22 protein-coding genes are annotated in these 22,344 nt (G+C 70.6%); 13 read left to right on the top strand and 9 right to left on the bottom strand.

The genetic code is table 11. From position 1 onward, the window contains the following. Window positions 1-228: 228 nt before the first annotated feature. Window positions 229-735, bottom strand: a complete 507-nt coding sequence (locus RDV84_RS09660) for an SRPBCC domain-containing protein (RefSeq protein ID WP_078997400.1) — start codon at window positions 733-735, stop codon at window positions 229-231. A 240-nt stretch (window positions 736-975) separates the two neighbouring features. Next, window positions 976-1,506 (bottom strand): tRNA (N6-threonylcarbamoyladenosine(37)-N6)-methyltransferase TrmO, encoded by a 531-nt coding sequence (tsaA, locus tag RDV84_RS09655; RefSeq protein ID WP_309153242.1) that lies wholly within the window; start codon window positions 1,504-1,506, stop codon window positions 976-978. Between the two features lie 355 nt (window positions 1,507-1,861). Between tsaA and RDV84_RS09650 the strand changes: the two genes are divergently transcribed. From RDV84_RS09650 to RDV84_RS09635, 4 genes are all read left to right on the top strand, one after another. After that, window positions 1,862-2,236 carry a YciI family protein gene (locus tag RDV84_RS09650; RefSeq protein WP_057949264.1) on the top strand — a complete coding sequence of 125 codons (375 nt, stop codon included), beginning with the start codon at window positions 1,862-1,864 and terminating at the stop codon, window positions 2,234-2,236. Between the two features lie 113 nt (window positions 2,237-2,349). Continuing rightward, window positions 2,350-4,368 (top strand): beta-propeller domain-containing protein, encoded by a 2,019-nt coding sequence (locus tag RDV84_RS09645; RefSeq protein ID WP_309153240.1) that lies wholly within the window; start codon window positions 2,350-2,352, stop codon window positions 4,366-4,368. Window positions 4,369-4,427: 59 nt separating this feature from the next. After that, window positions 4,428-4,820, top strand: coding sequence for an excalibur calcium-binding domain-containing protein (locus RDV84_RS09640; RefSeq protein ID WP_309153239.1), 393 nt, complete (start codon window positions 4,428-4,430; stop codon window positions 4,818-4,820). A 141-nt stretch (window positions 4,821-4,961) separates the two neighbouring features. Then, on the top strand, window positions 4,962-5,534 hold the full coding sequence (locus tag RDV84_RS09635) for a DUF3016 domain-containing protein (protein WP_057949267.1): 573 nt from the start codon (window positions 4,962-4,964) through the stop codon (window positions 5,532-5,534). 171 nt (window positions 5,535-5,705) lie between these two features. Here the strand turns inward: RDV84_RS09635 and RDV84_RS09630 are convergent, their stop codons facing one another. From RDV84_RS09630 to RDV84_RS09620, 3 genes are all read right to left on the bottom strand, one after another. Continuing rightward, window positions 5,706-6,125: a VOC family protein gene (locus RDV84_RS09630; RefSeq protein WP_309153238.1), complete on the bottom strand. Its 420-nt coding sequence runs from the start codon at window positions 6,123-6,125 to the stop codon at window positions 5,706-5,708. Between the two features lie 166 nt (window positions 6,126-6,291). Beyond that, window positions 6,292-7,053 (bottom strand): ATP-grasp domain-containing protein, encoded by a 762-nt coding sequence (locus RDV84_RS09625; RefSeq protein WP_057949269.1) that lies wholly within the window; start codon window positions 7,051-7,053, stop codon window positions 6,292-6,294. Window positions 7,054-7,191: 138 nt separating this feature from the next. Then, window positions 7,192-7,674, bottom strand: coding sequence for a PepSY domain-containing protein (locus RDV84_RS09620; RefSeq protein ID WP_082644697.1), 483 nt, complete (start codon window positions 7,672-7,674; stop codon window positions 7,192-7,194). 424 nt (window positions 7,675-8,098) lie between these two features. Between RDV84_RS09620 and RDV84_RS09615 the strand changes: the two genes are divergently transcribed. Continuing rightward, window positions 8,099-8,971 (top strand): hypothetical protein, encoded by an 873-nt coding sequence (locus tag RDV84_RS09615; RefSeq protein ID WP_057949271.1) that lies wholly within the window; start codon window positions 8,099-8,101, stop codon window positions 8,969-8,971. 37 nt (window positions 8,972-9,008) lie between these two features. Here RDV84_RS09615 and RDV84_RS09610 read toward each other — a convergent pair whose 3' ends face one another. Continuing rightward, window positions 9,009-9,842 (bottom strand): arylamine N-acetyltransferase family protein, encoded by an 834-nt coding sequence (locus RDV84_RS09610; protein ID WP_309153237.1) that lies wholly within the window; start codon window positions 9,840-9,842, stop codon window positions 9,009-9,011. A gap of 160 nt (window positions 9,843-10,002) precedes the next feature. Here RDV84_RS09610 and RDV84_RS09605 point away from each other — a divergent pair, with 160 nt between their 5' ends. Together RDV84_RS09605 and RDV84_RS09600 are read left to right on the top strand one after the other, a co-directional pair. After that, complete coding sequence (locus tag RDV84_RS09605) at window positions 10,003-10,887, top strand: hypothetical protein (RefSeq protein WP_309153235.1); 885 nt, start codon at window positions 10,003-10,005, stop codon at window positions 10,885-10,887. A gap of 31 nt (window positions 10,888-10,918) precedes the next feature. Next, on the top strand, window positions 10,919-11,395 hold the full coding sequence (locus RDV84_RS09600; RefSeq protein ID WP_309153234.1) for a hypothetical protein: 477 nt from the start codon (window positions 10,919-10,921) through the stop codon (window positions 11,393-11,395). A gap of 15 nt (window positions 11,396-11,410) precedes the next feature. On the opposite strand, the gene RDV84_RS09595 is transcribed toward RDV84_RS09600, so the two are convergent. Then, complete coding sequence (locus RDV84_RS09595; RefSeq protein ID WP_309153233.1) at window positions 11,411-11,923, bottom strand: DUF1697 domain-containing protein; 513 nt, start codon at window positions 11,921-11,923, stop codon at window positions 11,411-11,413. A gap of 101 nt (window positions 11,924-12,024) precedes the next feature. Then, window positions 12,025-12,276, bottom strand: coding sequence for a hypothetical protein (locus RDV84_RS09590; RefSeq protein ID WP_309153232.1), 252 nt, complete (start codon window positions 12,274-12,276; stop codon window positions 12,025-12,027). 155 nt (window positions 12,277-12,431) lie between these two features. Between RDV84_RS09590 and RDV84_RS09585 the strand changes: the two genes are divergently transcribed. Beyond that, window positions 12,432-13,313: a tetratricopeptide repeat protein gene (locus RDV84_RS09585; protein ID WP_309153231.1), complete on the top strand. Its 882-nt coding sequence runs from the start codon at window positions 12,432-12,434 to the stop codon at window positions 13,311-13,313. Between the two features lie 117 nt (window positions 13,314-13,430). Here the strand turns inward: RDV84_RS09585 and RDV84_RS09580 are convergent, their stop codons facing one another. After that, window positions 13,431-13,976, bottom strand: coding sequence for a DUF2058 domain-containing protein (locus RDV84_RS09580; RefSeq protein ID WP_309153230.1), 546 nt, complete (start codon window positions 13,974-13,976; stop codon window positions 13,431-13,433). A 173-nt stretch (window positions 13,977-14,149) separates the two neighbouring features. Here RDV84_RS09580 and RDV84_RS09575 point away from each other — a divergent pair, with 173 nt between their 5' ends. The 5 genes from RDV84_RS09575 (at window position 14,150) to RDV84_RS09555 (ending at window position 22,301) form a co-directional block, all read left to right on the top strand. Next, entirely contained in the window at window positions 14,150-14,869 is a 720-nt protein-coding gene (locus RDV84_RS09575; protein WP_309153229.1) for a hypothetical protein, read from the top strand. Between the two features lie 291 nt (window positions 14,870-15,160). Continuing rightward, complete coding sequence (locus RDV84_RS09570) at window positions 15,161-15,976, top strand: gasdermin (protein WP_057949280.1); 816 nt, start codon at window positions 15,161-15,163, stop codon at window positions 15,974-15,976. Window positions 15,977-16,032: 56 nt separating this feature from the next. Continuing rightward, window positions 16,033-17,172 (top strand): trypsin-like serine peptidase, encoded by a 1,140-nt coding sequence (locus tag RDV84_RS09565; RefSeq protein WP_309153227.1) that lies wholly within the window; start codon window positions 16,033-16,035, stop codon window positions 17,170-17,172. Beyond that, a complete protein-coding gene (locus tag RDV84_RS09560; protein WP_309153226.1) occupies window positions 17,173-19,098 on the top strand; it encodes a trypsin-like serine peptidase in 1,926 nt (641 codons plus the stop codon). It begins immediately after the preceding gene. Further along, window positions 19,095-22,301, top strand: coding sequence for a hypothetical protein (locus tag RDV84_RS09555; RefSeq protein ID WP_309153224.1), 3,207 nt, complete (start codon window positions 19,095-19,097; stop codon window positions 22,299-22,301). Before RDV84_RS09560 ends, RDV84_RS09555 begins: the two co-directional genes overlap by 4 nt. Window positions 22,302-22,344 lie beyond the last annotated feature (43 nt).

Genomic DNA, 22,344 nt, shown 5'->3' with positions numbered 1-22,344 from the left:
CGGCTGTGGAGGTGGCGCGGCGCCGGGGACGGCGCGGCGGCGAAGGACGGTCGGCAACGGGGCAAGACCGGGCGCTGCGATGGTAACGGCGCCGGCGCGCGCGGCGCGTGTGGGTACGAGCGCACGGATGGAACAGTGCGGGCGCGCGGCGGCGGCCGCCAGGGTGATTTGTCAGGCGCTTGCGGGCGATGGCGGGGCCGCGGCGGAGTGCCGCGACGCCGCGCCGGCTTAGCGCTCGGCGAGGTAGGCGTCCAGGCGTTCGAACGAATCGCTCCAGCCCGGCACCGTGCCCATCTCCTGCGCCAGTTCGCGTTCCTCGCGGTCGGGGAACACGATGGCCACGGTCAACAGGGTTTCCTCGGGGCCTTGTTCGGCGAAATCGACGGTCACCTCCGAGGGCTGCGGCGGGCGCTCGTCGTCCCAGTCGTCGGTGTAGACCAGCCGGTCGGGTTCGAGGATCTGCCGGTACACGCCCTTGATCGGATACTCGGCGCCGTCCGGCCCGACCATGCAGATGCGGAACTGCCCGCCCACGCGCACGTCCATCTCGCGCACCACGCTGCGAAAGCCGTGCGGGCCCCACCAGCGGGCGACGTGGACCGGGTCGGTCCAGGCCAGGAACGCCAGCTCGCGAGGGGCGTGGATGATGCGTTGCAGGGTGATGCTGCGCTCTTCGATACGGTGGGTCGTGCGCGCGGGCGCCACCGCGAGCGTGCTGGAACCGTCGGACGTCATGTCGGAACTCCTGAGCGAGGAAACGCCGCGCCGCGGCCCCCGGCGCTGCGAAGCCGGGGCGAACCGAAGCCGGACGGCACGGACCGCAAATGGTTTGGATCGATCTTATGTGGAGCTGTGGTAGTTAACCGGTTGGGAAACTAGCGCCGGGACCACGCTCCGTCAAGGCAGCGGGCCACAGCATGCACAGCCGCGTCCCAAGGCTTGAGACGCACGCCGGCGCATCGACGTTGCAAGGCCTCAGGCGCCCGGCGCGGGCCTTCGCGGGCGCTTGGGGCCGGGCGCGGAATGGCGGCCTTGGTCGGCGTCGATGTCGTCGATCCAACCCGCGCGCGCGCCGGCGAACGCGTCGGCGTAGGGCACGTACGGCTTGATGTCGAGCACCGGCGTGCCGTCGAGCAGATCGACCCCGCGCAGCACCAGTGCGCCGTCCTCGACCGCCACCAACTCCACCGCCGACAACCCCAGCGGATTGGGCCGGTGCGGCGAGCGCGTCGCCAGCACCCCGCGCTTGGGCCCGCCGCGCGGCGGCTTGACCTGCGCGTTCCAACCCTGGCTGCGGTGGAACGCGAAGATCAGCCAGATCCGCTCGAACCCGGCCAGGTCGGCGTAGGCCGCCGGCGGCAGATCGGCGACGAACTCCAGCCGCGCCTGCACCGCCGCGCCGCTTTCGGTGCCGGCCACCACCGTGGACTGGTGCGGCGCGTCGATGCGCTGGGCGTAGGGCGAGCGCAGGTAGGCGATGGGGCGGCAGACGAACTCGGTAGACATGGACGGGACGGCGGCTGTGGGAGGGACGATTTCGCGGAGGGGGCTGTTCCTGTGGTTCTGTGGGAGGGACAGCTTTGTGGGAGGGACAGCTTTGTGGGAGGGACAGCTTTGTGGGAGGGACAGCTTTTGTGGGAGGGACTTCAGTCCCGACGCTTTCCGCTCAGCCCTGAACATAGTCCCATGGAGCCGCTCGCCCGCGGAAACAAAAGCGTCGGGGCTAAAGCCCCTCCCACAACAGCCCGCCCCCGGCACTCGCCCGCGGCAACTGAACCCGCATGCGTTTTGTCACTGCATCGCCCTGCGCTCCTGGCGTTATCCTGCCGGCCGAACGCCCGCCCCCGCTGCCGAGGTCCCGATGAAGTTCCTGGTGATGATCTACAACGACGATGCGCTGATCGAAGCCCTGCCCGACGGCGAGTACGCGACCATGATGCGCGGCTGCATCCGCCATGCCGACGAGATGCGCGAGAGCGGCCAGCTGGTCGACTCGCAGATGCTGGCGCCGCCGGCGCAGGCGGTGTCGCTGCGCACCCGCGGTGGCCGCACCACCTTCATGGACGGCCCCTTCGCCGAGGCCAAGGAATACCTGGGCGGCTTCAACCTGATCGAGGCGGCGGACATGGACGAGGCCGTGCGCATCGCCCAGGCGTTCCCGTGGAGCCGCACCGGCCGCATCGAGGTGCGCCCGGTCGCCGACTTCGAAGCGGTGCGCAAGCACTTCGACGCCTGAGCCGGCCGGCGGCGCGCCGCCGCCGACCCCACGGCGCCGACACGGACGTTGATGGCGATATCCGCCGCGGCCGCCGGCCGCGGCGTCCTCGCCCGGACCACAAGGACGACTCCATGAAATCGCTGTTCGCCGCGGCGCTGTCCGCCGCCGCCCTGCTCGCCCTGGCGGCCCCGACCGTCGGCCGGGCCGCCACGCCGGCCGCGGCGGCCCGCCCTCCCGCCGCGGCGGCCGCCGGCAAGACCCTCAAGCCGTTCGCCAGCGAGCGCGAATTCCGCCGCGCGATGGCGCGCCTGCTCGGCTCCAACGCTTCGCGCCGGCACTACGCGCCGCCCGTTCCAGTCGCAGCGGACGCGCCGGCGGCGCCTGCCGCGCCCGCGCCATCGGTCCCAGCCCCGCTGGCGGCGGCGGCGAACAAAGGCACCACCCTCGACCGCATCCAGGTCACCGGCTCGCGCATCCAGTCGCCGTCCGCCGAGTCGCCGTCCGCCGACACCATCACCAACGTCCAGACCCAGGGCGTGGACGAAGGCGACATCGTCAAGAAACAAGGCGACTACCTGATCGTCCTGCGCCGCGGCCGCCTGTTCTCCGTGGACACCGGCGGCGACCGCCTGCGCGCGGTGTCGTCGATCGACGCCTTCGCCCCCGGCTCCGATCCCAGCGACACCTGGTACGACGAAATGCTCGTCGCCGACGGCACCGTGGTGGTGATCGGCTACAGCTACGACCGCGGCGGCACCGAGATCGGGCTGTTCGACCTGCAAGCCGACGGCGGCCTGCGCTATCGCGCCACCTACCAGTTGCGCAGCAGCGACTATTACTCGGCGCGCAACTACGCCAGCCGCCTGATCGGCAAGACCCTGATCTTCTACGCGCCGATGTCGCTGGAAGACTACGAAACCGACCGCCCCGACGCGCGCCTGCCCGCGCTGCGCCATTGGCGCAGCGGCGCGACCCCGGCCGACTTCCGCCGCATCCTGCCGGCCACCGCGATCTACACCGCGCCCGGCCTGCTCGACCCGCACGACGTCGCCCTGCACGCCGTGACCCAGTGCGAACTCGGCGGCCCGCGCATGCGCTGCCGCTCCAGCGCGGTGCTCGGCGCGGACAGCCGCACCTTCTACGTGTCCGAGGACGCGGTCTACGTCTGGACCTCGCGCGACCCCGATCCCGACCACCCCGGCCGGCCCAACGCCGCCGTGTTCCGCATGCCGCTCGACGGCCGCCCGCCCAGCGCGCTGCGCGCCAGCGGCTCGCCGGTCGACCAGATGTCGTTCCTGCAGCGCGACGGCTGGCTCAACGTGCTGGTCGGCAACGACGCCGAGGGCGAAGCAATGTGGGCCTCGCGCACGCGCACCGGCGATCTCGCCCTGTTGCGCGTGCGCCTGAGCGAGTTCGGCGACGGCCGCGGCATCGCCCACCGCGCCGCTTACCGCCCGCTGCCGCAGGCCAACATCTACGACTACGACCTGCACGCGCGCTTCATCGGCGACTGGCTGGTGTTCGGCTTCGGCGGCGACTGGGGCGATAAGGACGGTGTCGACGTGAAGCGGGCCTTTGCCCTGCGCTATGCCCGGCGCGAGCCGGTGTCGACATTGCGGCTGGCCCACGCGGTCGAACGCGTCGACGCGCTCGGCCCGGACGCGATCCTGATCGGCACCGACCGCGACGACGAAGAACAGGTCAGCACGCGCGCGTTGCATTTCACCAGCCTGCGCCTGGGCGCGGCGGCGCGCGTCGCCGGCCACCACCTGCAAACCGGCGCCACCCAGAGCGAGGACCGCACCCATGGCTTCTTCTACCGCCCCGAAGACGCGGACAACGGCCTGCTCGGACTGCCGGTGATCGCCGACGACGGCGACGGCGGCGCCCGCGTGCTGTTCCTGCGCAATCGCCGCCTGGACCTGAGCGCGGCCGGCGCGCTGGCCTCCAGCGCCGACGCCGGCCAGCGCCGCGACGACGGTTGCGTGGTCAGCTGCGTGGACTGGTACGGCGACGCCCGCCCGATCTTCGCCGGCCAGCGCGTCTACGCCCTGCTCGGCTACGAGTTGGTCGAGGGCCGGCGCGACGGCGGCCGCATCGTCGAACGGCGGCGGCTGGACTTCACGCCGCGCGCCAAGGTTTCGCGCTGAGCCGGGCGGCATGACCGCTTCGCGTCCCCCGCCGCGTTGACGCGCAGACGGGGGACACGATGAAACCGATCCACGAACGGCGCCGGCGCACCGCGCTGGCCGCCCTGCTCGCAGTGCTCGCTGCCGCGCCGCCGGCCGCGCCCGCGCATGGCGGCGGGCTGGACAAACACGGCTGCCACCACGACCGCAGGAACGGCGGCTATCACTGCCATCGCGGCAGCGCGCCGGCCACGGCGGCGCTGGACCGGGGCGGGTCCGCCCTGCAGCCGCCGGGACGGCGCGCCCTGCGTCCGCTGCCGGTCGATGCCGCCGGCGGCGGCAACACGCATGGCGCGACCGCCTACCCCAACTGCGCCGCGGCCCGCGCCGCCGGCGCGGCGCCGCTGCTGCGCGGCGATCCGGGCTATTCGCGCCGCCTGGACCGCGACGGCGACGGCCGCGCCTGCGAATAGCGCCACCGCCGCCGCCCGCGAACGGCGCCTGGGCCGGCCGCGGCCGGCATCGTGAACTGCCGCCAACACCGCCCGGTCCGCACTGGCCTGCGACGCGCGGCAGGCGGAGAATCGGGGGCGAATCCACTCACGGAGAGCGTCATGACACTCCGAACCGCCTGGCTGGCCCTGGCCGCCGCCGCCGTCCTGGCGAGCGGCGCCGCCGGCGCCAAGTCCCGTACCGTCACCGATCCCGACGCCCCGCGCGCCCTGCCCGAACAAGGCCCGGTCAGCGTGCGCTGGGAGAACCCCGAGCAGTTCGCCGAAATCCGCCAGAGCCGCAACCGCTTCGACGCGCGCCGCGGCAACTGGGTCGAGCAGATCGCCCAGCACGTGCGCAAGCGCGGCGAACGCGAACTGGCGCCCGGCCAGCGCCTGGCGGTCGACATCACCGACATCAAGCGCGCTGGCGACTACGAGCCTTGGCACGGTCCGCAGTTCGACGACACCCGCTTCGTCCGCGACATCTACCCGCCGCGCATCGCCCTCAGCTTCACCCTCACCGACGCCAACGGCCAGGTGATCGAACAGGGCGAACGCACCCTGCGCGACCTCAGCTTCCTGATGGGCCCGCGCAGCGCCACCGAGTCCGACCCGCTGCGCTACGAGAAGCGGCTGATCGACGACTGGATGAACCGCGAGTTCAAGGCCGACGCGCGCAGCGCGGCGCGGTGATGCTCGCCGGTCGCTGAAACAAGGGCATCGGGCCTGAAGGCCCTGCCACGAAAAGCCCCGCGATCGCGGGGCTTTTTCTTTTCCTACGGAAGGCAACGCTCCTGCGAAAGGGACCGCTCCCGTGGGAGGGACTTCAGTCCCGACACCTTCCGCTCAGATCGCCGGATTCTCTCAACCCAAGGCCTCGCTCGGCTCCGCATTGGCGTCCATGTAGAAGATCTCCCAGGTATTGCCGTCCAGATCGTCGTAAGCGCGCTGGTACATGAAGCCATAGTCCTTCGGCGCGTGCGCCTTGGCCCCGGCCGCGACCGCCTTGTCCACCAGCGCATCGACCTCCTCGCGGCTGGGCACCGGCAACGCCACCAGGGTCTGCACCTGGCGCTGCGGATCGATCAGCTCCTTCTGGGTGAAGGTCTGGAAGAACGGCCGCACCAGCAGCATCGCGAACAGGTTCTCGCCGAGCAGCATGCAGGTCGCGTTCTCGTCGGTGAACTGCGGGTTGAAGCTGTAGCCGAGCTGGGTGAAGAAGGCGACCGAACGGTCGAGGTCCTGCACCGGCAGATTGACGAACAGTTGCGCGTGGGTGGTCATGGCGAAGCTCCGATAAGGGATCGAGGTTGGGGCGGCGGGCGCCGGAACGGGTTCCGTTCCCGCCTGCTCATGACAGCGACGAGCCAGGATCGCAGGAATCGACAAGGGCGGCGAAAAAAAATCGTTGCTGTCGAGCCGCCCTTGCCGCGCCGGAAAGAACGTTCGGTCAGTTCCCGACCGGCAGGCGTGTAGCCATCAGCTGCGCCCAGCGCGCCATCAGCAATTCGGCATAACGATCGGCGGCGATGCCGTAGGCGCCGAGCGCGTAGCCGTCGTTGGCCTCCACCAACGCAGTGTTGCCGTTGTCCAGAACGCCGAAATCGATGCCGTAACCGGCTGGCGCCTCGCCGCTGTCGTGGTAGGCCCGCACCGCCTCGGCGATGGCGCGCTCGCACGGCCGCACATCCGGGTCGCCGGCATAGTGATCCAGCGCGATGACGTCCGCGCCGATCACATAGGCCCGGAACTCCGAGCGCCATCCGACCGGCGTCGAACACCATACCGATTGCCGGCGCGACCCGCCGCCCAGGAAATACAGGTCGCCCGGATGCGAAAACACGCGCCCGGTGAAAGTCTTCAGGCGGTCGGCCGGCTTGACGAACAGACTGCCCGCAGCGCCTTCGGACACCCATGACTCCACCGCGCCCAAGGTCTCCCGCCAGACCCGGCGATGCAGCCAGGGCTGCAGCGCCTGCGGGTAATCGTGCGGCGCGGGCACCGGAATGCCGAGCTGTTTCATCGCACCGTGTACGCTGGGCGCCGTGCCCATCACGAAACAGTCTTCGTCCAGCGGCAGGCTGCGCCGGTCGATGTGTTTTCGGGTGTAGCGGCGGATTTCGACGCCGCGCGGGGCCAACGCCTCGGCGACCAGGCGTTCCTCCAGTTCGAGCACGTTGTGCCGCTCTTCCAGATAAGCGATGCGGAACATGCGACGACCGGAGAGCGGGACGAGGAGTCTCACTGTAACGGCCGCCCTGGCGTCGGCGTCAACGGCTTCGCCGCACATCCCGGACAACGCAGCGGCCGCCCTGCGAACAAGGCGGCCGCCTGGCGCAGCCACGAAGCCTCAATCCTTGTCGACCCCGACGATGCGGCCGTTGTCCGGGTCCAGCCGCAGTTCGACATCGCGGCCGCCCGGATCCTCGGCCTTGGCCAGCCACAGGCCGTCGCGGTAGTCGAGGTCGTGGATGTCGGTGTAGCCGGCGGCGGACAGCGAGGCCTGGATGTCGCGCCGGCTCAGCTGCGCGACCTGTTCGTCGGGGTAGATCCGGCCGTCGGTCGGGTCCAACGCGACCTGCACGCGATTGCCGTCGGCGCTGCGCGCGTCCGCGCGCCAGACGCCGCCGCTGAAGTCCAGGTCGTTGACGCGGGTGTATCCGCGCTCGGCCAGACGGTTGCGCACGTCGTGCTCGGTCAGCGCGGTCTGGTTCTCGCGTACTTGCGCGCCGGCGGAGAGGCCGGCGCCGGCGACGGCCAGGGCGAGCGCCAGCAGGATACGACCGCCCAGGCGAGGCGGCACGGGGCGAGGCGGGATCGGCTTGCTCCTCATGACAGGCTCCTGCGATGGGGGAGTTCCGATTTTCCTCGCGGTCCCGGCGCGATGCGCGAACCATGGATGAACATCGCCGCGCGCGTGCGCGCGCCGCGGCGTTCGCGCCAGCGCATCGCGGAAACTGAAGCGGCGCCGCCGCGGTTTTCGGCCGCGCCGGCGCGGGCCTCACCTGCCGCTAACGCGATGTTCGCGCCATCGCGACGCCGCCGATGTCCGTCGTTGCGCCGCCGCATGCGTTTGCGCGGCCATCGCCCGGGGCTGGCTGCGCGCCCCGGGCCTGACCGATAATCGCGCCCACCCTCGGCCCGCGCCGCTTGCGCGCGGCCGCCCCTCCGGAGACCGGCCGTTGTACGCCCAGTGCCGAAAATGCAAACGGCCGATCGCGCCCAACGCCCTGCGCTGCCCGCAGTGCGGGATTCCGATGCCGTTGGGCGGGGTGCCGTCGGTCTGGCAGATGTGGCGCGCCAACGGCACCGCCACCCGCATCCTCTTCATCGGCGCCTGCATGCTGATCACGCTGCTGGTGTTGTCGATGGCCAGCGACGATGTCAGCGACTTCATCGCCCAAACCAGCAAGGCCCACAACGACGCCGCCGACAGCCGCGAACTTCTGCTGCGCGAACAGCAGCGCCTCAACCAGCCCGACGGCAGCGAGAGGCTCGACCGGCCCGAACCTTCGGCCGCCACCGCGCTGGCGCCCGCGCGCGACGCCAAGTCGCTGATGCAGGGCATGCGCATCGTCCTGCGCGAGGTCGGCGACAAGAGCCGCTACCGCCAGGCCAAGGCCCAGCAGCGGATCGAAGGCCTGCACCTGGAGCAGCAGTTGCTGCCGGAAACCCTGCTCGGCCCCAAGGCCACCCAGGCCGCCCGCCGCACCAACCGCGAGTACGCCGAACTGCTCAACTACACGTTGGCGGTCAAGCAGGCCAGCCAGCGCGAACTCGCCCTGCGCCTGCGTGCGCTGACCGGCGAAGGCCCCGACGGCCGCGCGATCATGACCGAGTTCCAGCGCAACCTCGCGCGCGAGAGCGAAGAGGACGCCGCGCTGATGAAGAACCGGCGCGCGATCATCGAGCGGATCGAGCGCATTTACGACCTCGCCGACGCGCACCGCGACGGTATCGAAGTGCGCGACGACGGCAGCCTGGCCTTCGCCGATCCGCTGGTCGCCGAGCAATACAACCGCAGCATCGCCGAGATCGGCGCGTTCCTGCAGCAGAGCGAGAGCATCGACGTGCAGCGCCGCGCGCGCACCCAGGCGGCGCTGCAGGAAATCGACCGACTGCGCCGCTGAGCGCGCCCGCCGGGCAAGTCCAACCGCGCCAGCGAAGCTACGGCCGTGTCGCCGCCTCGAATTTGCGCGCCAGCGCCCGCTCCACGTCCGGCCCCGGCGGCAGGCGCAGGCCGAACTCGCGCTCCAGCACCTCCATCACCGCGCGCGGGCCGTCGAGCTCGCGGCGCACGCTGTCCTGGCCCAGGCGATGCACGGCGAAGCTGGCGTTGTTCAAGGTCTTGCGCCAACCCGGCCCAGTGCGCGCGACCAGCAACTGGTCGCGGAACGGCGAGGCCGGATGCGCGCTGACGTACCAGTTGCCGACCTCCAGGTCGATCGGCGCCAGCGGCTGCAGGTCGAAGACGTACAGCGCGCGCCATTGCCCGCCGACCTCGGCGCGCAGCAGGTAGCCGTCGTCGCGCAGGTCCAGCCGGTACGGTTCGTGCGGCGTGGCCTGCGGCTCGCGCGAATCCAGCCGTAGCGGCGCGGTCGGCACCATGCCGCCGAAACCGACGTCGGCCAGGTAGTCCGCGCCGTCCAGCCGCACCAGCGCGACCAGGTGGGTGCGCGCGGTCAGCGCGTCCTCCGGCCCGCCCATCACCACCCGGCCGGCGACCGCGCGCAGGTCGAAGCCCAGTTCGCGCAACAAAGCCTGGAACAGGCCGTTGAGTTCGTAGCAATAGCCGCCGCGGCCGTCGTGCAGCAGCTTGCGCTGCAGCGAATCCAGGTCCAGCGCGATCGGCGCGCGGGTCAGGTTGGCCACGGTTTCGAACACGAATTGCGCGCTGTGGCGCTGCTGCAGCGCGGCCAGGGTCGCCAGGGTCGGCGGCGGCGGCGCGTCGAAGCCCAGCCGTTGCAGGTAGCGCGGCAGGTCGTGCAATAGTGGAGACATCGCAGGGCGTCCGGTGATCGGGTACGGCCAAGGTAGTCCCTCGACCGCGCTTGAGGTCAAGCCGATCGATGCGACGCTGGCCGCGCTGCGCGCCATCGCCGATACTCGCGCCGGGATTGGCGCGCAGGGGGCTGCGCCGCCCGTACAGGGGAAACACCGGATGTTCGCGAATGTACGAACCGGCGGCCGGACGGCGCCGCGCCGCATCGCCGCGCAGCGCGGCCAGGGCCAAATCTGGCTGGTCTGGGGTCTGATCGGCGCCGCAGTGGTGCTCGCCGTATTGTTCGGCGCCGGCGTGTACGTCGGCGTCAAGCGCCAACAGAACAACGAGCGCGAACTCGCCGCCCTGCGCGCGACCGGCAACGAATTGATCGAACAGCAACGCCGCCTCGCCAACGGCAAAACCGCCGCCCCGCTCACCGGCCGCGCGTCCAAGGCCGCGAACACCGTCCCGGCGCGCAACAACACCGAACTGCTGCGCGGCTTCAACGCCCTGCTGCGCGATGTCGCGTCGCGCACGCAGCAGCGCCAGCAAGAAGTCGCGGCCGAGGTCGCTGCGCTGCAGCTCGACCAGCTGCTGGCGCCCGAACGCCTGGCCAGCGCGGCCGGCCGCCGCGCCAGCCGCGAGGCGGCCCAGCGTTACATGCAACTGATCGACCGTTCGGCCGCGATCGCCGAGCAGGCGCGCAGCGAGCTGCGCCAGCGCTCCCAGGTCCTGGTGAGCCAGCTGCCGCAACGCGATACCCTGCTCGGCCAGATGCAAAGCTCGGCCAGCGAGCGCGCCGCGCTGGAAAAGCAGATGGTGCGCAACCAGCGCGAAACCGCCGAACTGAGCCTGCAGATCGTCGACCTGGTCGAACGCGCGCGCGCCCGCATCCAGTTGCAGGACGGCGGGCTGGCCTTCACCCGGCAGCAGGACCTGGACGCCTACAACCGCTTGATCGAGCGCATCCAGGCGGGCGACCGGGAACAGCAGCGGCTGGAGCGGCTCAACGCCGCCTTGCTTGCCAAGGCCCAGGCCCGGTTCGCGGCGCACGGACCTTGAACGAATGCGGCGCCTGCGCCAGCATCCGCGCATGAGCGACAAATACCTCACCACCCCGCGCCGGCCCCAGTTCGAAGGCGAGCACCTGCCCGGCAACCGGGTCTGGCACGGCACCCACGTGCATTACCTCAGCGACGCGGAGCTGCCCGGCTACCGCGTGCGCATCCGCGACGGCCTGCTGTACGGCGCCGACGGCGCGCTGTTCGACACCCGCGACGCCTACACCCACTGGAGCGGCCGCGGCCGCGCGATCTTCGTCATGCACGGCGACGGCGCGCTCTACTCCGCGCCCGAGCACCGGGTCGGCGAGTTCCACCATTCCAGCCTCGGCCAGGGCCAGCCGGTGGCCGGCGCCGGCGAACTGGAAGCGCGCGAAGGCCGCCTGCTCGCGATCACCGACCACAGCAGCCACTACTGCCCGCCGCGGCGCTACACCGAACAGGTGCTGGCCGAACTCGCCGAAGGCGGCGTCGACCTGCGCTGGGTGACTCAGGAGTTCCGCTACTGAGTCGCCGCGCGCGGCTCAGGCTTCGCGCGCCATCGCGATCAGCTTGGCGACGGTGTTGAGGTTGCGCGCGGTGCCGGCCTTGGCCGCGGGAATCGCCAGCTTCGAATCGGCCATGCCCTCGCCGTAGTGCACGTAGATCTCGCGTTCGCCGAGCGCGAGTTCCTCGTCCTGGCGATGGCGCACCGTCGCCAGCGCATCGGCCGGCGGCGCCTGGTCGAGGAAGATCAGCACCGCGCGGTTCGGCGCGGCGCGGGCGAACGGGTTGGCCGCCAGCGCGCGCGCCATCTCGTCGGCGCTGCGCACGATCGCTCCGACCGGCTTGCCGGCGTACGCGTGCAGCGCGGCTTCCAGCGCCGCCTTGGCCTTGGCCGCGCTCAAGCCGGTACGAAACACCACGTTGCCGCTGGCAATGTAGGTACGTACCTCGCCGAAGCCGAGCGCCTCGCACATCGCGCGCAACTCGGCCATCGGCAACTTGCCGGTGCCGCCGACGTTCACCGCGCGCAACAGCGCGATATAAGTATGCAAAGCCCTCTCCCGCCCCAAACCAACCCGCATCGTAGCCCTTGTAGGAGCGGCGCAAGCCGCGACCGCGCCACCGCATCCACGCCGCAACCGCCCTACCCCGCTCAATCGCCCAAGCCTTCCTCGGCCAATCCCCGCCGCAGCGCTTCGCCCACCGCATCGGACAATCCGTCGATCTGCATCACCATCGCGTGGAACCACGGATTGGCGTGCTCGGCATCGAACGAATACTCGATGCGATACCGACGTTCGCCTCGATCGCGCAACCAGCCGTCCACCCAATCGCCGGCATCGTCGAAATTGTCGCCGCCGAAGCGCTCGCGGATCAGGCGGATCGGAAGTCGGAACACGGCCATGCGGCGATCCTGCAACGAAACCCGGCTCAGTTCACCGCACTGGTGCCGCCGCCGCAAGCGTGCCCCGTGCCGGCCGCCGGACGGTGGATGACGCTGGCCGCGCGGCTTGGCACACTGGCCCGGCACACTCACGGACGAGCCAGGGAAAAACGGCGATGAAAGCGCTCCGCACGTTCGTAGCACTGGCTTTGCTCGCGCTGGCGCCGGCCGCGTCGGCCTGCATCAACGAAGTCGGCACCGACCGCAGCGGGCGCAGCTTCTCGCCGGACTGGGTCCTCGGCGATTTCCTGATCCAGACGATGACGCCCGAACCGCCCGACCGGGAACGGGTCGGCCGGCGCATCGCCGCGGCGCGCGCCCGGCCCGATTTCGCCAATCTCAACGACCTGGGCGTGCTGCTGATCCACCAGGGCAAACCCATCGCCGCGGCCGAGCTGTTCGTCGCCATCGAGAAGCTTTATCCCGGCCGCGCCGCAACCGCTGCCAACCTCGGCACCGCGCTGGAACTGATGGGCCGCGACGCGACCGCGCTGCGCTGGATCCGTATCGGCATCGAGCGCGACGCCAACGAACACGGGCGCAGCGAATGGCTGCACGTGCGCATCCTCGAAGCCAAGATCGCCGCGGCCAAGGACCCGGGCTGGCTGCAACGCCACTCCATCCTCGGCTTCGAATTCTCGTCGGCGCTGGTGCCGCCCTTCCCGACCCGCATGCCGCCCGGCAACGCCGGCAGCACCCTGATCGGATCGGACCTCGACAGCGGCCTGAGCTACCAACTGCACGAACGCGTGCAATTCGTGAAACCGCCGGACCCGGTGGTCGCCAGCCTGTTCCGCGACTGGGCGATCCTGCACCTGTCCGGCGGCGCGATGGAGAACGCCGACGCGCTCTATACACTGGCCTTCCGCTACGGCGCCCCGCGCGACGCGCTGTCGCTCAAGCGCCAGGCCCATGCCAGACAGGTCGTGGCGCGCGCGCGCAAACAGGACGAACGCTACGGCGCCGACTGCAAGCTGTGCGATCCGCCGTTTCCCTGAGGGCGCCACGCTTTCGCCGCGTCCCCCGATCCAGCGCACCGTGGGAGGGACTTCAGTCCCGACGCTTGCGTTTCAAATCGCCACGTCCCACCCCGCCCCCACAGGCCGCGCCCGATCTCACCAGACCAAATCGTCCGGCACCTGGAACTGCGCGTAATACGCATCGTCCTCGCTCAGCGGCTCGGTCGGCGCGGTCTTGGACGCGCCATGATCGAGCACCACCATCGCCGCATCGCGCTCGCGCACCTTCTCGGCGACGGCGCGCGGGACCAGTTCGTAGTCCTCGCCATGGCGCACGATCGCCAGCGCGCCGCTGGCCAGCTGGGCGCGCAGCGCCGTATCGACGTACACGGTCCTGATCGCCTCGCCGTCGTCGAAGCGATAGGCGATCTCGCCTTTGCGCTTGACCTTGCCCTGCTCGACGATCTGCTGGATCTGCGCGCGCAGCTCGTGCGCGCGCGCCTGCGCCTTGCGCTGCGCCTCCAGCGCGCGGTCGCGCTCGACCTTCTCGGCGCGGGCGCGTTCGGCCTCGGCCTGTTCGGCGCTGGGCGCCTGCGGGTTCTTGGCCTGGCGCTGCTTGTTCTGCTCGCGCACGGCCTGGGTGGCCTGGGACTTCTTCGCCAGGCCGGCCTTGAGCAGCTGTTCTTGTAATGGATTTCGCATGGACCGCAGTCTAGTACGCCCGCGCCGGGGGCCGGAAGGCGGCCGCTGCCGCCCGATCGGGAAAAGCCCGGCGGCCGGCGCTGGCCGTAGCGGCTAGAATCGACCCGCTCGGCCCGTCGGCGCACCGCCGCCATGGCCGCGACCTCCCCGCTTCAAGGAACGACAGCAACGCCATGAAGATCGCACCGTCCCTGCTCGCGCTGGCCATCGGCCTGCTCACCCTCGGCGTCCAGGCCGAGGAGACCAAGCCGCGGTTCCGCGTCCACAACACCGATCCCGCTCCGGCGGCGCGCGCGCCGGCGAAGGCGCCGGCCGCGGCCGCTCCGACGGCTCCGGCCGCTGCAGTGCCGGCGGCCCGGCCGGGCCCGACCGGCTCGACCGCTCCGGCAAGCAAGCCGGTGCCGGCGGCCGCGACGCTCTCGTCCTCCGGCAAGCCGGCCGGCGCGCAGCGCGCGCCCTGGGACGCCGCGCGGGTCGCGGCCAGCGCGGTGCCGGCGGTCTATCTCGCCGAGTGGAAGAAGGCCAAGAACCGCGCCCGCTGCGCGCCGCTGGCGCTGGTCGGCGGCGAGAAGACGCCCGGCGTGACCGTGCGCCGCGCCAACTTCTCCGACGGCTGGGCGGTCGCCTACGACCTGCCCGGCCAGCGCAGCGCCTACGGCGTCGCCGGCACCGGCCTGGACCTCGACGGCAAGGGCTACACCTTCCCCAACTCGCTGACCTTCGCCGACGGCAGCAGCGCCCATTACGGCCTCAGCGGCGGCACCGGCCCGGGCTACATCGCCTATGTCGAAGTCGCGGGGCAGCGCTGCCTGTACAACGTGTGGGCCGACGTCGGCGGCCAGGAACGCCTGGAAGAACTGCTGCGCAGCCTGCGTCTGGTGCAGACGCCGTAAGCGCGCGACGCGACGCGGCCGGCCGCCCCACGACCTCCGTTCGTGGGCGCGGCGGCCGTGCGTCGAGTTCGCGGCCGCAGTATCCACACGCTCGCTGGACAGGTCTACCGTCCAACCTCGCTTGCCCGCACCGGGCGGCGATGTTGATCGCGGCGACTGCAATCGCTCGCGCGGCCGCGCGTGGCCCGTGGCCGCGGTTTTTTGCGTTACGAATGGACGAGAGCCGGCCCCTGTCGCGCGTACCGCGCCACAGGAATCCGCGGCCGCATCCAACGGATTGGGAGCCAGGGCATGAGCATACTTCCCGGTTGTAAAGACCCCTCCCTGAGCGCGCTCAAGTCCAAGGGCTACAACGTGGTCCAGTTGCCGCGCGCGGATCTGCGGCCCACCCAGTTGCTGGTCGAGAAGAGCAAGCGCCTGCAGCGGTTGGGCGAACTGCTGTCGGTCTTCGACGCCGCCGCGGACGGCCCGCCGGCGCCGCCGGTCAGCGCCGACCGCCCCGGCCCCAACATCGCCGGCACCCAGTCGGCCGATCTCGACGTCGACCTCGGCCTGAGCGTATTGCGCGGAATCATTTCCGCGCTCGGCGGCTCCACCTTGGGGGTGGACGCGGCCTTCGCCCGCGCCGCGACGGTCCAGTTCGAATTCTCCTCGACCCTGGAAAACAACAGCGAACTGGCGCTGATCGATCGGTTCCTCGCCGCCTCGCGGGTCAACCCGCATGCCCGCGCGGTCGCGGAGATGCTCGAACAGGACCAGGTCTACGTCGTCACCAGCACGCTCAAGGCGCAGCGGATCAATGTCGCCGCCAAGGATTCGAACAAGCAGTCGCTGGGCTTGAACCTGCCGGTGATCCAGGACGCGATCGGCGCGAACGTCAAGATCGCGGCCGCGGCGGCGAGCGGTTCCACAGTGAGTTTCGAGGGCGCAGTGCCGCTGGTGTTCGGCTTCCAGGCGGTGCGGCTGATCTTCGAGCAGGGCCGCTACCGGACGATGCGGCTGGTCGACGCCGGCGGAGTCGTCGCCGAGGCGGTGCGGCCCGACGGCGCGGCGGACGGCGAACCGCCCTGCTATCTCGACGTCGAGGCGATGCTGTTGGATCGGTAACGCGCAAGCCAGGGAACGCACAGGGGGAAGGCATGGAGCAGGAACGGATCAGGCAGTTGGCCAAGTTGCTGGCCGCGGGCGCGCGCGCGCGCGATGCGCAGGCCGAATCGATGATGGACGGGGGCGTCGCCGCGGCGGCGGCGCCGGCCGGACAGACGCTTGACGTGGTGGAGCAAGCCCTGTCCACGCCGCCCGACGGCGTCGATGCCGCGCTGTGGCGCGCGGCGCGCGAACAATTGCTCATCCACGCGCAGAACGGCCTGGTGAAGCTGCAGCGCGGCGATCTGCAATTGGACGCCGACGAAGGCTGCGCCATGGAGGCGGTGATCATCAGCGACGGCACCCGCCCGAGTTTCCTGCTGTGCGACGGCGAGATCGATCCCAACGACCGCTTCATCGGCTCTTGGGCCGGCAACGTCGCCGCCGCCCAGGCGCTCGGCATCGCCAAGCTGGCCGCGGCGGTGGGCCGGATCCAGCCGCAGAACGGCCACGCGTCGCGCTATGTCGGCACCGGCACGCTGATCGACCGCGACGCCGGCCTGATCCTCACCAACTACCACGTGATCGAACAGGCGCAGCAGAACTACGGCGTGGCGATGACCCGCAACGGCGATCGCCTGAGCGTGGACGGTTGGCTGGAAATCGACTTCGTCGGCGAATCCTGCTCGCTGCGCACCCACCGGTTCCGCATCGTGGAAGTGGCGTTGCCGCAGGGCTACGGCAGCACCTTCCACGGCATCGACGCGGCGGTGGCGCGGATCGAACCGCTGCCCGACAGCCCGGCGCTGCCCGACCCGGTTCCGTTGCTCAGCGCCGACGCGGCCTACGCCACCGGCGCGATTTCGTCGCTGGCGCTGATCGGCTTTCCGGCCCAGCCCGCGCTGCAGGACGGCAAGGACGTGGATTGGAACTTCGTCCTGCGCGTGCTGTTCGGCAACCGCTTCGGCGTCAAGCGGCTGGCGCCCGGCCAGTTCACCCTGCCGCTGGGCAGCCATGCGCTCGACCAGGGCCGGCGCGCGATCGGCCACGACGCCACCACCTTCGGCGGCGCGTCCGGCTCGCTGCTGATGTCCTGGCTGGACGACCGCACGCCCAGCTTCGCCCTGCATTTCGGCGGCACCACCGGGGCGAGCAACTACGCGTTGTCTTTCGCCGCCGAGCGCAACGCGTTGAGCGCGATCGGAGCGCGGTTCTAGATGGTCGCGGTGGTGCAAGCGGATTACAGCCGCGCCGAGGCCTTGGCGGATTGGACGCGGCTTTCGGACGAATTCATCGGCAACTGCTACGTCAGCGTGCGCCCGCGCCACGCGCCGGCCTGGGAAGTCATCGTCGCCAGCGCCGCCGGAAGCCTGCGGCTGGAAGCGTTCAAGCGCGCGCACGATCACGATTTCCTGGACCGCCTGGCCGTCGCGATCGGCAACTGGGAGCAGAAAGCGCAACGCCCGGACCACGAGATCGCGCAGATGCTCGACCAGGTCGGCGACTACGGCCTGATGCAGGGCATGACCAATCCCGACAAGGGCTTCATGCACGCGGACATTCTGCTGCCGCTGCTGCAGGCGCGCGACGCCTGCGCCATCGTGGTCAGGACCGAGCCGGTGTTCCAGCAGCTCGGCACCGCCTTCCTGGTGCGGCCGGATCTGATCCTGACCGCGGCCCACGTGGTGATGGACGTGGACGCCGCCACCGGGCGGTGGGCGTCGACGCTTAAGAACGGACTGGCCTTCCACTTCCGCGAAAAGCCCAACCAGCGCGAACATCCCACGCTCGCGATCCGGCCGGCCGCCGTCGCCCTGATTTCGCACGCGCTGCCGCACGGCAGGCCGCCGAACCTGCTCGAACGTTCCCTGGCCGCGCCGGCCGACACCTGCCTGGACTACGCCCTGATCCGGCTGGCGCAGCGCGTGAGCCATCTACGTCCGGTCGAGGTCGTCGACACCGCGGCGGTCAAGCAAGGCAAGCCGTGCTGGGCGTTCGGATTCCCCGGCGGCAACGCCCTGATGATGGACGTGGACCTGGTGACCGATATCGACCCCGGCTCCGGACGCTGGCTGCACCGCGCCAACGTGGCCGCGGGCATGTCGGGCGGTTGCTGCATCAATCACGAGGGCCAGGTCGCGGGCTTGCACGAGGGAACGCTGGACAGCGAGGACGACGCGAAAGTCAAGCGCAACCGCGGCATCAGCATCGCCGCGATCCGCCGCGATCAATGCCGCGACGGCAAGGACCCGCTCAAGCAAGTCGCGAGCTCGCCGAGCCTGGAGTTCCGCGATCCGGCCTTGGTCGACGGCTGGTACCGCGCCGGAACGGCGCTGGCCGGCGAGGCGGGCGCAGCGCAATGGCGCGCCTCGGTCGAAGCCGCGCTGCGCGGCCGCGATCCGGACGCGACTGACTCGCTGCCGGCGTATCACCCGTGGTTCGCGCGCGCCGACGTGGAGAAGTGGATCGACAGCGCCGCTCCGGACGAGCGGCTGTGCCTGATCCACGGCCCGCCCGGCGTCGGCAAAAGCTTCTGCATCCACCTGCTGCGCGGCAAGCTCGATCCGTACGCGGATCTGGTGGTGTTCAACCCGACCCAGACCAACGACATGGCCTGGAGCGACGCGACCGGCCACGCGGCCGCGGCCAACGCCTCCGACTACCGCACCGCGGCCGCGAGCGTGCGCTACCGCGCCATCGACGACTTCCTCGGCGAACTGCGCGATCGCTCGGCCGGCGGCACCCGCACCTGCTACGTGGCGATCGACTTCGGCCCCGCCGGCCGGCAAGACCGCTTCGTGGGCACCAACTGGGTGGAGCTGATCGCGATCCTGGCGGCCGCCGGCTGGATCCGCGTGATGCTGATCGGGCTCGACGACTACGAGCGCAGCGTAATGATCGACCGCATGGAAAGCCGTCCCGAAACGGACAGCGTGAAAATCGCCGAAAGCGAACTCGCGCCGATCACCGCCGCCGAGTTCCGCACCTACGCCAAGCACTTGGCCAGCGCGCGCGGCAAGCCCGCCCCGAAGCAAGCGGAGATCGCCAAATACGTGGACAGCGCGGTCGTCGGCGTTGCCGAACCGATGAAAATGGTCGCCGCCGTGCGCGCGGCGATCGAACTGGAGGCCGCGCTGTCATGACGCCGACCGTTCCCGAACTCGAATACGCGCAAGCGACGGCATTCGAATCGAACGTCCCGCCGATCTTCCCCGGGCGCGCCGGCGCGGACGACGGCGCCGACCGCCTGCGGCTCAGGCTCGCGCTGCGCGGCTGGGCGCGGCCGCTCGACCTGATCGGTGCACCGAATTCGCCGGACGACGTCATGGCGATCCTCGGCGCGCTGGCCGCCGAGGTCGAAACCGCGGTGCAGACCCGCCCGAACCAGTGGTATCTGTCGCTCGCCGCGCGCAAGCGCGAGTTGGCGCGCCGCGACGACGCGCAACTGCGCGCGGCGGCGAGCGCAAGCTTCCGCGGCGACGACCACGACCCGGTCCTGCACGCCATGCGGATCGCGCTGGCCGATGCCGCACCGCCGCTGTCCGCGCTCGGTACCGACGTCCTGGCCGCCTTGGGCAACGCCTGCGACTGGCTCGGCGAGCGTTGGCGCCATGCCGTCGGCGCGCAGCACATCGCCGGCGAGTTGGCGTCCAGGGCCCTGGACGCCGACCTGCGGCGAATGACCCGGGACCCGATGGTGGGGCGCAGCCACCGCGATACCCTCGCCCGCTTGATCGGCTTCGCCACCGCAGCGACGCAAACGCCGCTGAGCGTCGCCTACGTGTACGGCGGCGGCGGTGCGGGCAAGACCACCTTGTTGTCGTTCCTGCAACGCGATTTGAGCCAGCGGGCCGAACCGGTGCCGGTGGTGCGCATCGACTTCGACGAACCGGCGATCGATCCCACCCGCATGGTGACGCTCAACATCGCGCTGGTCGAGCAACTGGCGCGCTCCGTCCCGGCGGTTTTCGACCGCGCTTCGGACATGCTCCCCGCCCTGCGCGACACCGCGCTGGTGCAGCACGACGCGGGGCTCTCGCGCGGCGGACCACGCAAGCGGATCAAGTCGAGTCGGCCGGAATCGATGCTCAAGGCCGAGTCGGTGGCCTCGCAGGCGGCCTCCGACGAAGGCTCCATTCTCTATCGCTTGCTGGCCCCCGACATGGTGGCCGGGCCGATCCTGATCGTGTTCGACACCGCCGAGTTGGTGCTCGCGCAGAGCGACCATGTCGCCAGCAGCCTCGTGTCCTGGCTGGGCTTCCTCCACAGCGAAGCCGGCGCGCGCGACCTCAGGCTGGTGATCGCCGGCCGCGATCCGCCCGACGACCCAGACCTCGGGCACGCCGCGAACAATTTGCTGTCCCGGCTCAAGGACACTGGCGCCCGGATCGAAACGCCGATCGGCCTGCCGGAACTCGATCCAGCCGAAGCGCAGCAACTGCTGCGCAACTGCGGCGTGGAAGACCCGACGACCGCGGCCGAAGCGGCCGCCGCGGTACCCGGCAATCCCCTGCTCCTGCGGATCACCGCAGACGCGTTGCTGCAAGGCGAGGCCGAACTGCGCGAGAGCGTGCGCAGGGCGCATCGCGACAGCCGCATCGATGCCGACAGCGCCCGCAATTACCTCCTGCGACGCGTCGTCGCCCACGTCCGCGATCCGATCGCGCGCCCGTACGTGCTTGCGGCGACCTACTCGCCGGTGGTCACCGCCAAGTTGTTGGAAGAAGTGGTCATCCCGGCGGTGGACCGCAGCGAGCGCGAACCCGGGCCAGGCAAACCGGCGGACGCGAAGGCGGCGACCGCCAAGGCCAAACGCGTGTTCGACGCGCTCGCCTCCACCTATTGGCTGACCCGGCAGACGCTGCGCTCCGAAACCGTTCCGTTCAACCGCGAGATCCGCGCCTTCGCGCTCAAGCTGCTCGCCGCGACGCCCGAAGGCGCGCTGCTGGAACGCGATGTCCGCCAGTCCGCGGCGATCCACCACCTGCGCCGCCGCTCCGCCGACGACCGCGCGCTGGCGCTGTATCACCTCGCCGTGCTCGGCCATCCCTACACCGTGCCGCGCGATCTCGCATCCGTGCAGACGGTCCTGCGCGACGTGATCGAAGAACTGCCCGCGGATCTGCGCAACCGGCTCGCCCCACCGGTCGGCAGCGTGGCGCCCGGCGTTGCGCGTAGCGTTGCGCGTAGCAGCATCGACGACATGAGCGACAGCGACTGGCAGCGCTACCTCGAAGGCGATGAGCGCAGCAAGCGCGCGGGCGAAGGCGCGCAGATGGTCAAGGCCGACCGCGCCCGCGAAGCGCTCGATCTCTATCTCGCACGCCCGACCCGACCGCCCGGATTGCCGCCCACGTTCGTGATCCAGGCGCAGGCCGATCTCGGCGAATGGGACGAAGAAATCACCGACATCGACGCCATCCTTAAGCGGGAAGCCGATGATTGGCTGGTCCGAAAGAGCATCGGGCCCGAGGCGCTGTCGCGGATCTACTGGATCACCCGGCTGGCGTTGCAGGCATACGGGCGCTTGTCGACTCCGCATGCAGCGCTTCTGCGCAACGCATCGGAGACGGCCACGGGGCCCGGGCTGAGTACGTTGCCGGCCTTGATCGCGGTCGCCGAGACTATGAGCGGCGAGCCGATCATGGCCGGGCGCATGCGCTCGCAAGCGCTCAAGACCGACGCCGCGGGCAGGACGCTGCTGTGCCCGATCCACGGGCGGTTGCCTGAGACCATCGAATTGTTCGACGCCGGCATCGCGGTCGTGCAATCCGACTGGCGACAGCGAATGATCCAGCTCGCGCCGGCCAGGCTGATCCGCGCGAACGAGGCGCACCTGCGCGATCTTCAGTCCCGGCTCGACGCGCTGCATGCCAAACCGATCGCGCAGGTGAACCAGCTCTTCAACAAAATGCGCACTGGCATCGCGGTGGAACCCACAACCATGGCAGGCCTGAACAGTGCGGTGTTGCTGCTCCGCGGACTCACGCCGGAGTTCTACCGCCCGTTGCGCGAGGCGCTGCTCGCGCTGTGCGAGAACGGCGTCGCGAGCTCCATGATGCGCCACGCGGTCGATCCCCTCTTAGAGCGCATGTCGATACGCCCGGCCGAGATGGAACCTGCGACGTTCTACTACAGGCTGTCTAACAATCCGAACGCCTGGTGCACGGCGCTCGTCGTCTACGCCGACCGGTGCCGGCTGCTTCCAGGCCTGTGCGAGTCCTTGGTCCGCTACGCGAAAAACCCTAAGTCCCGCCGCATCGCATCCTCGTTCCTGGCCTGGGACAAGGCCCTATGCCGCGGCACCAGCAGCGACTGGGGCCAGCCGGCCAAAACTCGCAAGTGAGCGCCAGGCCGCCCCGACGGATTCCAACGCCGCGGTCGACCGA

This window comes from Lysobacter yananisis, from assembly GCF_031199375.1.
In the GTDB taxonomy this organism is placed as follows: Bacteria; Pseudomonadota; Gammaproteobacteria; order Xanthomonadales; family Xanthomonadaceae; genus Lysobacter; species Lysobacter yananisis.
This window is presented reverse-complemented; position numbering and strand designations above follow the sequence as displayed.